The organism is Desulfobacterales bacterium (genome assembly GCA_030066985.1).
GTDB lineage: Bacteria > Desulfobacterota > Desulfobacteria > Desulfobacterales > JAHEIW01 > JAHEIW01.
Map to the genome: position 1 here is coordinate 34,826 of JASJAN010000032.1, position 14,116 is coordinate 48,941.

A 14,116-nucleotide genomic window follows, 5' to 3' on the forward strand; every position below is an offset into this window, starting at 1 on the left:
TGTTTTATATCTCACATCCGATCAAGACCCAAGTCATTGAGTTTCTCCTCGGTTGGAAGGCCATCCTGGGACCAACCCCGAATGCGGTAATAGTGTTCAAGCATTTCATCCAGATGGCAAACCACGCCCTTGGCAGGCCCATCGGGCATGGGTGTCTCGGTAAAGCGGGCCGGTAAGCTGTCCTGCCGGCGATCGAAGCCGGCGCGCATCAGGAACAACCGTTCGGCATTTAGAATACGGTCACCGATTTTTTCCAGCTCATCTAAAGCGTATTCTGCTCCGGTGGCGGCATTAACAAGGTCCAGAATGCCTTCGGGCCTAATTTCCAATGTCGGGTCACATAGGTAGCGGATACTGAAAAAAACGCACAAACCCGCAGCATCTATCAGCGCAAAAACATTTTGCCATTTAACCACAATCGGTGGTTTATCTTCCCAGCTCTGTCCATCAATTTTGATCGGAACGCCCAGGAGCTCGCAATAGGGCAGATCGCCTCGCATGTGTGAAGCCCCGATAGGAGAGGTGGCGTAATTTAACCCTAATCCCTGGGTGCCGCGCGGATCATAACCGGGTAGATCAAGGCCCTTGGAAACCATGGCAAGCTCTGGATGTCCATAGCGCGTCGCCATCCGCAAGCTGCCCTCGGCCAGGATGTCTCCAAAACCCTCACGCATGCCGGTTTGCTGAGTTAATTTCACCAGGGCTTCGCCATCCCCCCACTCCAAGGGAAAGCCGATATCGCCTGCGCTGAGATGGCCCTTCTCATAAAGCTCCATCGCACAGGCAATGGCCGAGCCCATACTGATTGTGTCCAAACCCAGCTCATTGCACAGGTAATTCGCCTTTGTGAGCGCCGCCAGGTCACCGACGCCGACGTCAGACCCGAGTGAGTAGACGGTCTCATATTCAGGTCCCTCGCCTTCGCCTTGATAGGGACCGTCGGGAACCTTGGTTACCCGCCCGCAGGCAATTGGGCAGCTAAAGCATGGCTTTGCTTTGACCAGATATTTCTCGGTCAGGGCTTCACCGTAAATGGACTCCCATTCATCGAACTGCCCGGTCTGGAAATTGCGCGTGGGAAAGACGCCATGCGTCTGAGTGGCCACGACTGTAATGGCCGTGCCATGGGTGGTCAGCGGATAGGGCCCGGCCTTTTTGACTTCTTTAAATCGGTCGCGATATTTTTGGTTCATTTCCTTGAATCGTTCTTCACTGGCCAGTTTGATCTTTTGGGTTCCGCGAACGGCTACTCCCTTAAGTTTTTTGGCGCCCATGACTGCACCAACACCGGCGCGTCCGGCCGCACGATCGCGGTCGTTCATGATGGACGCGAAAAGAACACCTTTTTCTCCAGCAGGCCCGATGACCGCAGTTTTGGCCTTGCCGTCGGTTTCAGCCCGCAGGGCATCGTCGGTCTCGTGCGTATTTTTGCCCCATAAATGCACGGCCGGTTTTAATTCCGCCTTGTCATCATTGATCCAGAGATAAACGGGTTCAGCTGCAGCGCCCTCAAAAATGATACCATCGAAACCGGCCTTTTTGAGTTCTGCAGGAAAGTTGCCGCCGGAATTGGAACAGGTTATGGCGTTTGTCAAAGGAGACTTGGTGGTAACCATATAGCGTCCACCGGTCGGCGCTTTGGTACCCGTTAGAGGGCCGGTGGTCATGATCAATTTGTTTTCTTTTCCCAAAGCATCACAATTGGGATCCACTTCCTTGAGCATGTAATAGATGGCCAAACCCCTGCCGCCGATAAAATCCCTGGCGACTTTCGGATCTGGTGCTTCTGCATTGATGTCACCGCTGCTTAGGTTAACCCTGAGAATTTTTCCCATCCACCCGTTCATTGCATATCCTCCTTATTTTGCATTAAAATTACTGAGACATCTTGATTACTTGATGGTCTCTGCGATGCCCTGGGCAAGCGATTCCACTAAAAAGTCAATGTCTTTTTCGCTGATCGTAAAAGCCGGTGCTATGACGATGGCATCACCATCATTGCCGGCCAGGCCGAAGGCCTTGTATACGATGACGCCCTTTTGAAATACATTGTGCCAGATGCGCTCTGCCGTTTGCGTTTCACGCTTAAACGGTTGCAGCGTAGCTTTGTCTTCAACCAGCTCTAGCCCCCAGAACATTCCCAGACCGCGTACATCAGCAACATGATCGTGACCGCATAAAGCGTCCTTTAGTTTTTTACCAAGCACATTGCCGATTTGATCGGCGCGCTCGACCAAGTTTTCTTGTTCCAAAATATTTAGGGTGGCCAGGCCGACGGCAGCAGCTACCGGGTGATGCGAATAGGTGCCACCGTGTACGAATCCGTCCGCCGATTGTAAGGCATCGAAATGCTCCGCTTGAACGCCAACTGCGGATAGGGCAATCGCACCGCCACCGAGCCCTTTACCTAATGTGACGATGTCCGGGCAGATGTCGTAATGTTCGCTGGCAAACCAGCGACCGGTGCGACCCAAACCGCACATGACTTCATCATGAATCAATAACACCTGATATGCATCACATATCTCGCGGATGATTTTCCAATACTCCGGGGGGGGCGCATATACGCCCAGTGTTGCGCCGCTGATCGTTTCGCCGATAAAAGCCGAAACGACATTGGATCCAATATTCTGGATGGTTTCATCCAGCGCCAGCGCACATCGCAGCTGGCAGCCGGGATAGTCCAGGCCATAAGAACAACGCATACAATACGGCGGCGGTATATGGACGACCTCGCTCAGAAGGGGTTCAAATGGCTCGCGGAAGGCGGTGCGCCCCATGGCAGATAGAGCGCCCAAACTCAATCCATGATATGATTTCCAGCGAGAAATAAGCCGGATTCTTTGAGGCCGCCCTTTTGCAAGATGTATCTGCCGGGCCATCTTGATAGACGCTTCAACCGCCTCGCCGCCACTCGAAAGAAAGTAAAAACGTTCGATTCCCGTCGGTGCGCGGCGTGCGAGCGCTGCCGCCAGATCCTCAACCACCGGCGATACAAATGCGGTCGGATGGATGTAATCATGCTGCAGAACCTGCTGATGGAGAGCTTCAGCAATTTCACGGCGGCCGTGCCCCACATTGGTTACAGCAGCACCGCCGCTGGCATTCAGATAGCGCTTTCCAGTGTCATCTTCGATCCACAGACCTTCTGCTTTGTGAACTTTTGGAAGTGTACCTTCCGGGGCGCGTCCAAAGACATAGCTTTTTGATGAGCTCATGTTTCCTTTGATCTCCTGCAAAATATTTTTTTTGACGAAATCGACAGGGTCTTATTGATGAAAATCTTACCGAATTTGCTTTAATGCTTCTTACAGCAACCGAATGTGCTTTTTGACCTGCATATTATTTTCTGCATCTTTAAGCTTGATCTAAGGTTTTTTCAAATAAGCGACCAAACTGGGGTAGATGCTGATTTACGGCTGCAAGACGCAAGCAGTGCCAGCCCAGGGCCAGATTGCTCGAGAAAACCGGTTTGTCCAATTTTTCTTCAACAGTTTTAATAATGCCAAGCGCCCGCACATTGGTGCAGGAGATGAACACCGTATCAACATAATCGGGCCGACCCAGTTTTAGAATCAGCGCCTCGATTGATTCAGGTGTAATGCGGCCCACATTGTCATCCAGAGGCTCATTCCATGACCCCATAATCGGGACCGCAAAACCGCTGTCCTGGATAAATCCGCGCATACGTTGATTAATTTCATCCGTGTAGGGGGTGATAAGAGCGATGCTGCTGGACGATAGGGCCTGGAATGCAGCTATGGCGGCCTGCAGGGGCACCGTACAGGTGACTTCAGGGCGCACTTCATGAATTCGGGCATGCACATTTTCGATACCGATGAGCATTGAGCCAGAGGTACATCCATAGGCAATCACGTCCAGGGGCAGCCCGGGTATCAGGAGGCGAGTGGCTTTCGGGATCTCGTTCTCCATATCCTTGAGGGTCTGCGGGGTGATTGTTGGTGAGCAGTACAGTCGATTTCCATACAATGATACACCCGGAAGATCGAGCATCTGACGCATTTCATATTCGATCGTTTGGTCACTCGACAACACGATCAACCCAATACGGGCGCGTTCTCCCAGGCCGCTATCCATTTCATAGGGAATGTTTTGTTCATTGATTACCAGGTCGTTCCCCTTGGGCTTGCCGGACCTATCATTTTGCATGATTTTCTCCTTTATTGGCCTTGCTACAGGTTTGGGCGATCCTTATCAGAAAACAGGCCACTAAAAATTGCAGCTCGCTCGAATCTCTCTTTTATCTCCGCCATAAAGGGTTTGAATCCGATAGACTTTTTTCCGGGTATCTGTTAAAGCTTCTATGGTCCATCTTGACCCGCCGTATCATAGCTGCAGGGTTTGTATTGATTGAAACCATATTAACCCATTTATGAATCAATTCTATATTAATGATATTGAATGTTTTCTGATTTTATGGTTTGACAAATGAACCATACCGGTACTTTTGCTGCCCGCTCATATATACTCTGTTAAATCAACACGGTGGCGGATACCGAGACCGTTGTCAAGATTTATTTGCGGCTAATAATGCTGTGATATTGATTCATTCCCGTTATGACCGTAAAAATTGAAATCAATAGTGCTCTCTTACCCTTCAGGCACTTTTATGGCTGCATATGGTTTCACGACCCCTATAAATAAACTTGTTTACTGTTCGATGCTTGCTTGCCAATGGAGGGCTCATTCTGAGAAAAAAGTTCTGCTAAACAAAAATGTAGACAACCATCGAGGTTAACAAGAACTTCACAAGGAGGTAAAGAGATGAAAAACCACGCGCGCGTCGTCGTCATTGGGGGAGGCATTGCCGGCTGCAGCACCTTATACCACCTGACAAAACTGGGATGGTCCGATGTGATACTGGTTGAAAAAAATGAACTGACATCGGGATCTACATGGATGGCTGCGGGCAATGTGCCACATTATCACCGCTCTTTCAATTCAACTAAAATTAACGATTACGCGGTACGGCTCTATCAAACGCTGGAAGAGGAGACCGGGCAGCCGGTTGACTGGCATACCACCGGCAGTTTGCGCATCGCTCTCCGTGAAGATCGTTTTTCGGAATACAAACATGTGGCCGGAAAAGATAAAATGCTGGGTATCGAATCGGCGCTGGTCGGCCCCGAAGAGATGAAAAAAATCTATCCACTCATCCAGACGAGCGGTATTGTCGGCGGTCTATTTCACCCTAATGACGGCCACGTGGATCCGGCCAGTGTCACCCATGCACTGGCGAAAGGCGCGCGCCAGCGGGGCGCTGAAATATATACATTCAATCCGGTCATGGATATATCTCAGACACCCTCCGGGGAATGGGTGGTTCATACGGAAAAAGGCGACATCACCTGCGAGATCATCGTCAATGCAGCCGGTTTGTGGACACCCATCATAGGTGCCATGGTCGGGCTTTACCTGCCTGTGATTGCAATGGAGCATCAACATATTCTGTTTGACGACGTTCCGGAGCTGGTTGAATCCGGCAGGCAGCTGCCCCTGCTCCGTGACCCCGATACGTCCTACTATATGCGCCAGGAGGCAATGGGGCTTCTGATCGGACCCTATGAAGAGGAACCCAAATCATGGTATCCGGATGGTGTGCCCATGGATTATGCTTCCCAAGCTCTGACACCGGATCTCGATCGGATCGCATCGATTATAAAGGGGGCCATAGAACGTGTGCCAGCCATGAGCGACTGCGGCGTCAAAGAGGAGGTCAATGGGCCCATCACCTACACTCCGGATGGCGGACCTTTGCTGGGACCCGCCTTTGGGGTGCGGAACTTTTATCTCAATTGCGGGCATTGCTTCGGCATCACCCAGTGCGCCGCCTATGGTCTGCACACGGCTGAATGGGTTATCGAGGGTGAACCCAGCATAGATCTTTCCGCAGCTGATGGGCGCCGCTACGGAGATTATGCCAACCGGTACTGGGCCCATGAAAAAATAATGGAATCCTACCGGATGATGTACGCCATTGAGTATCCGGATGAAATCCGGTTTGCCGCCAGAAAGGCCAAAACCACACCGGTGTACGACACTTTAAAAGACAAAGGTGCCTGTTTCAGCCAGACTTATGGATGGGAACGGCCGGCCTGGTTTGCCCCCGAAGGTATGGACCCGGTCGATGAAAACAGTTTCAAACGAACCAATTGGCATGATCCTGTGGGCAAGGAGTGCGGAGTGGTACGGGAGCAGGTGGGTGTCCTCGATCTGAGTGGTTTTGCCAAATTCGAGGTATCCGGCCCCGGCGCGGAATCTTTCCTGAATTACATCTGCGCCAACAAGGTTCCCGTTAAAACCGGAAAGATTGCGGTTTCCTGCATGCTCAATAAAAAGGGCTTTACAAAATGCGATGTCACGGTCACAAAAATAGCCGAAGAAAGGTTTTTTGTCGTTGCCGCCGCTGCAGCCGAACGGCATGACCTTGACTGGATGATGGGGCTCATGCCAACAGACGGCAGTGTGACCATCGAGAATATGACATATCGATACGGAACACTTGTTATCGCCGGTCCTAACTCAAGAGAGGTATTGTCGCAACTCACCGATGCGGATTTAAGCACCAAGTCGTTCCCTTTTGCCACCATGCAGAAGATCTTTATAAACTTCTCTCCAGTGATGGCGATGCGAATCGGATTTACCGGAGAGCTAGGCTGGGAGCTTTACCATCCCGTTGAACATCAGCGCGAAATATATGATGCCCTGATGCGGGCCGGAGAGGCACACGGCATCGCGGATTTTGGTCTGAGGTCCATGATGTCTCTTCGACTTGAAAAAGGGTATTGCACCCTTGGAGGAGAGTTGAGTTCAGAACGCACCCCTTTGGAAGCCGGTCTGGAACGATTTGTCAATTTTGATAAGGGTAACTTCCTGGGAAGGCAGGCGTTAATTGAGCAAAAAGATAAAGGTATTGCCGAACAGCTGGTGTTGATGACCGTAGATGCTGACGATGCGGATGCCATTGGAGATGAGCCGGTTTTTCACGAAAACGAAATTGTCGGCAGGATCACATCGGGCGGTTACGGGCATACGGTGCAAAAAAGTCTGGCGATGGCCTATGTGAAATCAAATCTTTCCAAGCCCGGAACCAGATTTGAGGTATTGATCCTTGGTGAGCGGTATTCGGCCGAAGTGGTTCAGAAGCCGTATTACGATCCTGAAAACGAGCGCCTGAAAGGCTAAGTCTCGGCTCGTTGCTCGCGCCTCCGCCGGGAAACTACATTTTGGGGGATAGCTTGGCTTTAGATGACCCCTAATTGTTGCCCTATTTTAGTGAACGCTGCGATGGCCGTATCCAATTCGGCGGTGGTCAGGGCGGCGGAAATCTGAACCCGGATGCGGGCCTTGCCTTTGGGCACCACCGGATACGAAAAAGCGATTACGTAAACACCTTCAGCCAGCATGGCATCGGCCATTTGCACCGCCACTTTGGCATCCCCCAGCATAATCGGTACGATCGGATGACCTCCCGGGTTAATCTTGAACCCGGCTTTGGTCATCCCCTCTCGAAAATAGGTGGTGTTACGCTCCAGCCGATCGCGCAGTTCCGTTGAAGCGCTCAGCGTTTCCAGGGCTTTAAAGACCGCGGCGGCCACGCCGGGGGCCAGGGTATTGGAAAAAAGATAGGGCCGCGAGCGCTGCCGCAGCATATCGATAATTTCTTGGCGTCCGGAAGTAAATCCTCCCGAGGCCCCGCCTAGCGCCTTGCCGAATGTCGAGGTGATGATATCCACCCGCTCCATGACGCCGTGGTATTCGGGGGTGCCGCGGCCGGTCTTGCCGATAAAACCGGTCGAGTGCGAATCGTCCACCATCACCAGCGCGTCGTAACGGTCAGCCAGATCGCAGACCCCTTTCAAATCCGCAACGATGCCATCCATTGAAAAGGACCCGTCGGTGGCAATTAAACGAAAACGGGCATCCTGTGCTTCTTTGAGCTTGGCCTCCAGATCGGTCATATCGTTGTTTTTATAACGGTAGCGGGCGGCTTTACACAACCGGATGCCGTCGATAATGCTGGCATGATTGAGCTCATCGGAAATAACCGCGTCCTCGGGGCCCAGCAGGGTTTCAAAAAGACCGGCATTGGCATCAAAACACGAAGAATACAGGATCGTGTCATCGGTGCCCAGAAATTCAGATACTTTTTGCTCCAGCTGTTTGTGCAGTTGCTGGGTGCCGCAGATAAAACGCACTGAGGACAAACCATAGCCCCACTGCTCTAAGCCTGCTTTGGAAGCATCCACAAGTTCCTGGGTGCCCGATAAGCCCAGATAATTATTAGCACACAGGTTGATCACCTGCCGGCCATCAGCCAGCTGCACGTTGGCGCCCTGACGCCCGGCAATGACGCGTTCGTCTTTGTACAGGCCGCTGTCACGAATCTGCGCCAGCTCGTTGATCAAATGCTCCTTCATATTCCCATACATACTGCCTCTCCTTATATATTATTAAGGATTTAAACCGTTCACCATTTCATATTTGCTTCAAGGGTTGAGTAAGCAAGTGCCTAAAATGCCTAAAGTGAGCTAAAGTGACTAAAGTTAAGGAATTCTATCCGTTTTAATAAAATGATGGAGTGCAGCGACACCATAACTTTAGTCACTTCCTACTTTAGTTCACTCTAGTCACTCTTCATTTGACCAATTTAAGATCACCTTACCCGACTTGCCCGAACGCATCACCTTAAAGGCTTTTTCATATTCGGTATAATCAAAGCGGTGGGTGATCACCTGGCTGATATCCAGGCCCGTTTGGATCATGGCGGTCATTTTATACCAGGTTTCATACATCTCGCGGCCGTAAATCCCTTTAAGGGTCAGACCGTTGAAAATGATCAGGTCCCAGTCAATGAGAGTATCCGCAGGCAAAAGCCCCAGTATGGCAACCTTGGCGCCGTGGCACATATTGGCCAACATCGACCGCAGCGCATCCGGATTGCCCGACATCTCCATACCGACATCAAAGCCCTCCTTCATTCCCAGTTTCTGCTGGGCATCTTCAATCGTTTGTTTGCGCACATCCAGTGCCAGGGTGGCGCCCATTTGTTTGGCCAGTTTCAACCGGTAGGGAATCACATCGGTCACCACCACATAGCGGGCGCCGGCATGTTTGGCAATAGCAGCTGCCATGCAGCCGATGGGGCCGGCACCGGTAATGAGAACATCTTCCCCGAGCACATCAAAAGAAAGCGCGGTGTGAGTGGCATTGCCCAGCGGATCAAAACAGGTGAGGATGTCGGTTGGAATGACAGTGTCGCAATACCAGAGATTGGTGACCGGGATGCTTAAATATTCGGCATAGGCGCCGGGGCGGTTGACCCCGACACCGCTGGTGCGCATGCACAAATGGCGTCGGCCCGCCAGACAGTTGCGGCATCGACCGCAAACCAGATGCCCCTCACCGGAAACCAGATCACCAGGCTTAAAATCATGAACGTTGTCACCGACCTCAGCCACCCAACCCACAAATTCATGGCCCACCGGCATGGGCACCGGAATGGTCTTTTGGGCCCATTCGTTCCAGTTATAAATGTGCACATCCGTGCCGCAGATCGCGGTTTTGTGGATCTTTACGAGCACATCGTTGATGCCGATCTCCGGAACGGGCACTTTTTCCAGCCAGAGCCCCGGTTCGGACTTTGACTTTACCAGAGCGTCCATTTGGGCAGCCATATTTACCTCCGCCTAAATTGAGCGTTTCAAAATAAAAATAAAGCTATTTTTCTAAAAGGAATCCTGTCAAATTAAATATTTTCATTTTGAAACCCTGCGGGCTTGCCGATCTTACCGCATCTACTGTGTTAGATGCCGTCCCGCATAGAAAACTATAGCGAAACGGCATCTGCCGTGTAGCTGCGGCAACCTCGACAAGCGCTCAAATTAGGACCCTAAATTGAGCGTTTCAAATTAAAAATATAGTCTACACTATCTAATTTTAAGGTGCCTTTAAATCTATATGATGTATCAACCATAGCACTCCTGCGGTGTAGAAAACAAGGGTCAAGCAGTGTTGGAAAAACCACACCATGAAGAACCAGCCGGGTTCGTAATGGTTGCTTTTTTAGTTGATTTTTAAGATCAAACACATTAATACCATGCGGCTTTATCAATATTGCCGATAAGGTCTTATGGCAATCATAGAGAAAGATAAACCGCATGGTATCAACACTTCTTGCCTTCGGGGCCCTCTTTGCATCCGCCCTGTTTTTTTTGATGGGCAGTGCGGTATTGAGCACCCAGCTTAGCCTGCGCATGACCCAGGAAGGATTTTCAACCCTGACAATTGGCATTACGCTGGCATGTTACTTTCTGGGTTTGATGACAGGTTATTTTTTATGCCATCGCCTCATTCAGCGGGTAGGACACATCCGATCCTTTGCCGTATTTGCGGCTGCCACCACCATCATCATTATCCTGCACGGGCTTTATATGTCCGCTATTTTTTGGGCGATGCTTAGATTTATTAACGGGATTACCATTTTCGGTTTATTTATGGTTGTTGAGAGCTGGTTGAACGAATGCAGCCAGAGCCAGACCCGGGGACGTGTCTTTTCCATCTATATGACCTTAGCCTATATGGGAATCGGAATCGGACAGCAATTGCTCAACTTGGGGAATGACAGCGGCCAGCAATTGTTTTGGATTGCAGCGCTTCTTTTCTCCTTAAGCCTAATCCCAGTGTCTACAACGCGATCCGTGCACCCTGAATTACCACAGCCCACGCGATACACTTTCCGGGCGCTTTTTCATAAAGTCCCTCTCGGGATGCTGGGGTGTTTTGCGGCCGGTCTGGTCAACAGCGCATTTTTTTCGATGGCCCCAGTTTTCGGAACGAAAATCGGTTTATCAGTTTTTCAATTGTCATGGTTCATGTCAACAACGGTCATCGGTGGTTTTGCTGTGCAATGGATGATCGGCATTATCTCGGACCGATTCGACCGCACACTCGTTTTGAGCATTATCACAGGCTTTGTGGCATTGCTCAGTCTAAGCATGGTGATGAACAGCGGAATTTCTTACGCCTGGCTTCTTTTTAAAATGGCCATTTTCGGCGGCCTGATATTTGCCGTCTATCCGCTGGCAGTCGCCCGCGCAAATGATGTCTTTGAGGGCAAAGACGCGGTGTCCATCAGTTCGGCACTTTTGCTCTGTTTTAGCATTGGCGCCATTTTCGGCCCTGTACTGGCATCTATCACCATGACGCTATTAGACACACCTTACGGATTGTTTGTATACTGGTCGCTGGTCACCGGGACATTTGCCTTGGTTTCCCTTTATTTAAAATACAAGGAAAGGGTCACAATTATTCAGCCGGCGGAGCAGGTTAATTTTGCGCCCATGAAAAACACGTCATCAATGGCGATGGTGCTGGATCCCCGGACAGATGCCGAAGCAGATGAAGGTATATAACCTCACACATGAGCTGCGGTTATCGCCGATGTGACCTTGCTAAAACGGCAGCTCTTCTGCGCCAGCCTCGAAATACCCGAAGTCTCGTTCCTGCCTGATTTTTGGTAACCAGCCGACAAATATCTTCGCTGCCTGCTCTGCGGTCAAATCGGCATCCGGGCTGCCCATCCGTGTTTGGATTCTTCCGGGGTGGATCGCAAACACAGCGATACCGCTTTCTCTGAGTTCCCGATAGATGGTAGCACTTAGCATATTCTGGGCCGCCTTTGCTATCCGAATACTATAAGAAAGCGGAAGATGATCAAAATCACCGGATGACACTTTGTAAATAGACCCCACCCGACTGCTCACGTTGACGACCGTTGGAAGCTCAGCTTTTGTCAGAAAAGGAAGGGCTGCCTGCAGACATCGAATCGCTCCGCAGCAGTGCACTTCAAATAATTCTTTAATCTCGCTGCACGACGCCTCTTCAATGGAATGACCCGTGCCTGCAATTCCAGCGTTATTAATCAGAAGAGATAGGTAATCGGTTTGCTTCTCGAGGCTAGATCGGATCTTTTTTACAGCCGAATCATCGTGAAGATCTGCCAGGATGGGAACGAAAGCCTCGCCGAATGTCGATGCTAGCCGTGGACCGTCAGCTTCATTACGAAAGACGCCAAAGACACGCCAACCCAATCGGCAATATTCTCGAGTCAGCTCGAAGCCCAGCCCTCTGCCCACACCGGTAATTAATGCAATGCGGGTTTTCATATCGATACTTTCATTTATTAAAGTTAAAGGGGGAAGTGAAACTTTTGCTATCTGCTAAGGGAATTGCCATATTCTAATGTGCATCCTTCAAATGCATATCTTCAATATTTTACAATAGTGCGCTTTATAATGGTGTTCAAGGCACATTCAGTAGAGATTAAGAAGAATTTAAGGTGGGCTAAAGATTTGGACATAGGTTAAAAACTTTTTTATTCGCAAGACCGATCTCTTTATTGACAGGCAAATTTGCTCCGATATAATCTATTCCAACTTTATTGTTATTGAAGTAATAACCTGCCGTTGCCCTGTTGCCACCGCTCATTGCCAATGCAATGCATAGGACAACGCGTGCACAGCTTGCAGCCCCATCCTGCCCGGCTAAAGCGCGCATATTATAAAAAACCATCACTGCTGCATACGCTATTGAGACCTTAGGACCGGGAGGAGCGTTATATGGACCGCAACGAGCGCGTCATCGAATTTCTGCTGGACACAAAATGGCACGACCTGCCGGAAGCCATTCAACATCAAAGCAAAAGGGCACTTTTGGATAACCTGGGCGTTCTCGTTGCAGGCGGCAAAATACCTGCCTCGCAGATCACCCATGCATTTGTACAGGATCAATTGGCTGCTCACAATCCGGAAGAGGCCTGTACGGTGCTGTCTACCGGAAAGAAGGTGTCTGCTGTTGGTGCGGCCCTGGCCAACGGGATTGCCGCCAATGGCCTGGATATGGACGACGGCTACAACCTGGCCAAAGGGCACCCCGGTGCAGCACTGCTTCCGGTGCTCCTGGCTTCGTCGGAACTGGCAACTGGAGCGGATGGTCGGGACTTTCTGGTGGCATTGGTAGCCGGCTACGAGCTGGCCATCCGGGCCGCAATCATTCGCCATGCCACCTATACCACCTACCATTCTACCGGCAGCTGGGGTGCCATCGGCGGAGCGGCGGCCGGCGGCAAGATGCTGGGCTTGGATCACGAACAACTCCGGTCTGCGATGGGAATCGCCGAATATTTCGCGCCCATCGCGCCGATGATGAAGGGTATCGAGGTGGCCGCGATGACCAAGGATAGCATCGGCTGGGGGGCCATGGTCGCCATGAGTTCTATCTTGATGGCCGGCAGGGGATTTTCCGGCGTCCAGCCTATCTTTGCCGACGGGCCTGGACCCGAGCTGACGGCTGGGCTTGGCAAAGACTGGCTCATAATGGACTTGTATCACAAACCCTACGCGTGTTGTTTTTGGGTGCACCCGCCAATTGCCGGTGCCTTGGCATTGATTAGAGATCACGGTCTTGCATCGGAGCAGATTGACCGGATCAAAGTACACTCTTTCCGGGATGCCACCCAGCTTTCCTGCGCAGCACCACGCGATACTGAGGAGGCGCAGTATAATCTGGCATACGGCCTGGCTTGCGCGATACTCAAAGGAAAGGTCGGACCCCAGGAAGTGACGCCTCCGACGATTGCTGATCCGCAAATCCTGGCTTTCATGGCCAAGATTGATCCGGTGGAAGATTCAAAGATCCAAAAGGGATACCCTGCCAATCGCCAGGCCCGGGTACAAATTACAACCACTGACGGTCGCATTTTCGACTCCGGTGTGGTGGATGCCCGCTGGGGCGTTCCGGCTGATCGGCCCACCGATCAGGACCTTATTGAAAAATTCCAAATGGTGACGGAACCGGTTCTGGACCGCGGTAGCGCACGGGCGCTACAGGAGTTGGTTTGGCATCTGGAGCAGGCGCCCAGCGCGGCCCGCCTGGTGGATCTGGCCACAGCTAAAACCCGCTAAACATGACACGGGCAATTTAGGTGCTGGTGATATTAATCTTTCTGGATGAAAATCGAATAAAAGACGGCATAGAGGCAAGATGAGCCTGACTTTTGTACTTGATAGCTGAAATTGATCTTGCCGAGATGCCT

Annotated in this window: 9 protein-coding genes; 3 read left to right on the plus strand and 6 right to left on the minus strand. The window is 51.0% G+C overall.

All coding sequences use genetic code 11. From position 1 onward, the window contains the following. Positions 1 to 11 precede the first annotated feature (11 nt). The 3 genes from QNJ26_16190 to QNJ26_16200 form a co-directional block, all read right to left on the minus strand. On the minus strand, positions 12 to 1,847 hold the full coding sequence (locus QNJ26_16190) for an aldehyde ferredoxin oxidoreductase family protein (protein ID MDJ0987082.1): 1,836 nt from the start codon (positions 1,845 to 1,847) through the stop codon (positions 12 to 14). A 45-nt stretch (positions 1,848 to 1,892) separates the two neighbouring features. Further along, positions 1,893 to 3,218: an aspartate aminotransferase family protein gene (locus tag QNJ26_16195; GenBank protein MDJ0987083.1), complete on the minus strand. Its 1,326-nt coding sequence runs from the start codon at positions 3,216 to 3,218 to the stop codon at positions 1,893 to 1,895. Positions 3,219 to 3,357: 139 nt separating this feature from the next. Further along, positions 3,358 to 4,170, minus strand: coding sequence for a hypothetical protein (locus QNJ26_16200; GenBank protein MDJ0987084.1), 813 nt, complete (start codon positions 4,168 to 4,170; stop codon positions 3,358 to 3,360). Positions 4,171 to 4,785: 615 nt separating this feature from the next. Between QNJ26_16200 and QNJ26_16205 the strand changes: the two genes are divergently transcribed. Next, the gene (locus QNJ26_16205; protein ID MDJ0987085.1) at positions 4,786 to 7,206 is read left to right on the plus strand and encodes an FAD-dependent oxidoreductase; all 2,421 of its coding nucleotides are present in this window, start codon (positions 4,786 to 4,788) and stop codon (positions 7,204 to 7,206) included. 59 nt (positions 7,207 to 7,265) lie between these two features. Here QNJ26_16205 and QNJ26_16210 read toward each other — a convergent pair whose 3' ends face one another. Both QNJ26_16210 and tdh read right to left on the minus strand, forming a co-directional pair. Further along, positions 7,266 to 8,453: a glycine C-acetyltransferase gene (locus QNJ26_16210; protein ID MDJ0987086.1), complete on the minus strand. Its 1,188-nt coding sequence runs from the start codon at positions 8,451 to 8,453 to the stop codon at positions 7,266 to 7,268. Positions 8,454 to 8,651: 198 nt separating this feature from the next. Beyond that, positions 8,652 to 9,698 carry an L-threonine 3-dehydrogenase gene (tdh, locus tag QNJ26_16215; GenBank protein MDJ0987087.1) on the minus strand — a complete coding sequence of 349 codons (1,047 nt, stop codon included), beginning with the start codon at positions 9,696 to 9,698 and terminating at the stop codon, positions 8,652 to 8,654. A 483-nt stretch (positions 9,699 to 10,181) separates the two neighbouring features. On the opposite strand from tdh, the gene QNJ26_16220 reads away from it, so the two are divergent. After that, positions 10,182 to 11,435, plus strand: a complete 1,254-nt coding sequence (locus QNJ26_16220) for an MFS transporter (GenBank protein MDJ0987088.1) — start codon at positions 10,182 to 10,184, stop codon at positions 11,433 to 11,435. Between the two features lie 39 nt (positions 11,436 to 11,474). Here QNJ26_16220 and QNJ26_16225 read toward each other — a convergent pair whose 3' ends face one another. Then, positions 11,475 to 12,188 (minus strand): SDR family NAD(P)-dependent oxidoreductase, encoded by a 714-nt coding sequence (locus QNJ26_16225; protein ID MDJ0987089.1) that lies wholly within the window; start codon positions 12,186 to 12,188, stop codon positions 11,475 to 11,477. A gap of 453 nt (positions 12,189 to 12,641) precedes the next feature. Between QNJ26_16225 and QNJ26_16230 the strand changes: the two genes are divergently transcribed. Further along, entirely contained in the window at positions 12,642 to 13,985 is a 1,344-nt protein-coding gene (locus tag QNJ26_16230; GenBank protein ID MDJ0987090.1) for an MmgE/PrpD family protein, read from the plus strand. The last annotated feature ends 131 nt before the right edge of the window (positions 13,986 to 14,116 follow it).

Coding starts and splice junctions, on each gene's coding strand:
- QNJ26_16190 (MDJ0987082.1), bottom strand. CDS start 1,847: ATGAACGGGTGGATGGGAAAAATTCTCAGGGTTAACCTAAGCAGCGGT.
- QNJ26_16195 (MDJ0987083.1), bottom strand. CDS start 3,218: ATGAGCTCATCAAAAAGCTATGTCTTTGGACGCGCCCCGGAAGGTACA.
- QNJ26_16200 (MDJ0987084.1), bottom strand. CDS start 4,170: ATGCAAAATGATAGGTCCGGCAAGCCCAAGGGGAACGACCTGGTAATC.
- QNJ26_16205 (MDJ0987085.1), top strand. CDS start 4,786: ATGAAAAACCACGCGCGCGTCGTCGTCATTGGGGGAGGCATTGCCGGC.
- QNJ26_16210 (MDJ0987086.1), bottom strand. CDS start 8,453: ATGTATGGGAATATGAAGGAGCATTTGATCAACGAGCTGGCGCAGATT.
- tdh (MDJ0987087.1), bottom strand. CDS start 9,698: ATGGCTGCCCAAATGGACGCTCTGGTAAAGTCAAAGTCCGAACCGGGG.
- QNJ26_16220 (MDJ0987088.1), top strand. CDS start 10,182: ATGGTATCAACACTTCTTGCCTTCGGGGCCCTCTTTGCATCCGCCCTG.
- QNJ26_16225 (MDJ0987089.1), bottom strand. CDS start 12,188: ATGAAAACCCGCATTGCATTAATTACCGGTGTGGGCAGAGGGCTGGGC.
- QNJ26_16230 (MDJ0987090.1), top strand. CDS start 12,642: ATGGACCGCAACGAGCGCGTCATCGAATTTCTGCTGGACACAAAATGG.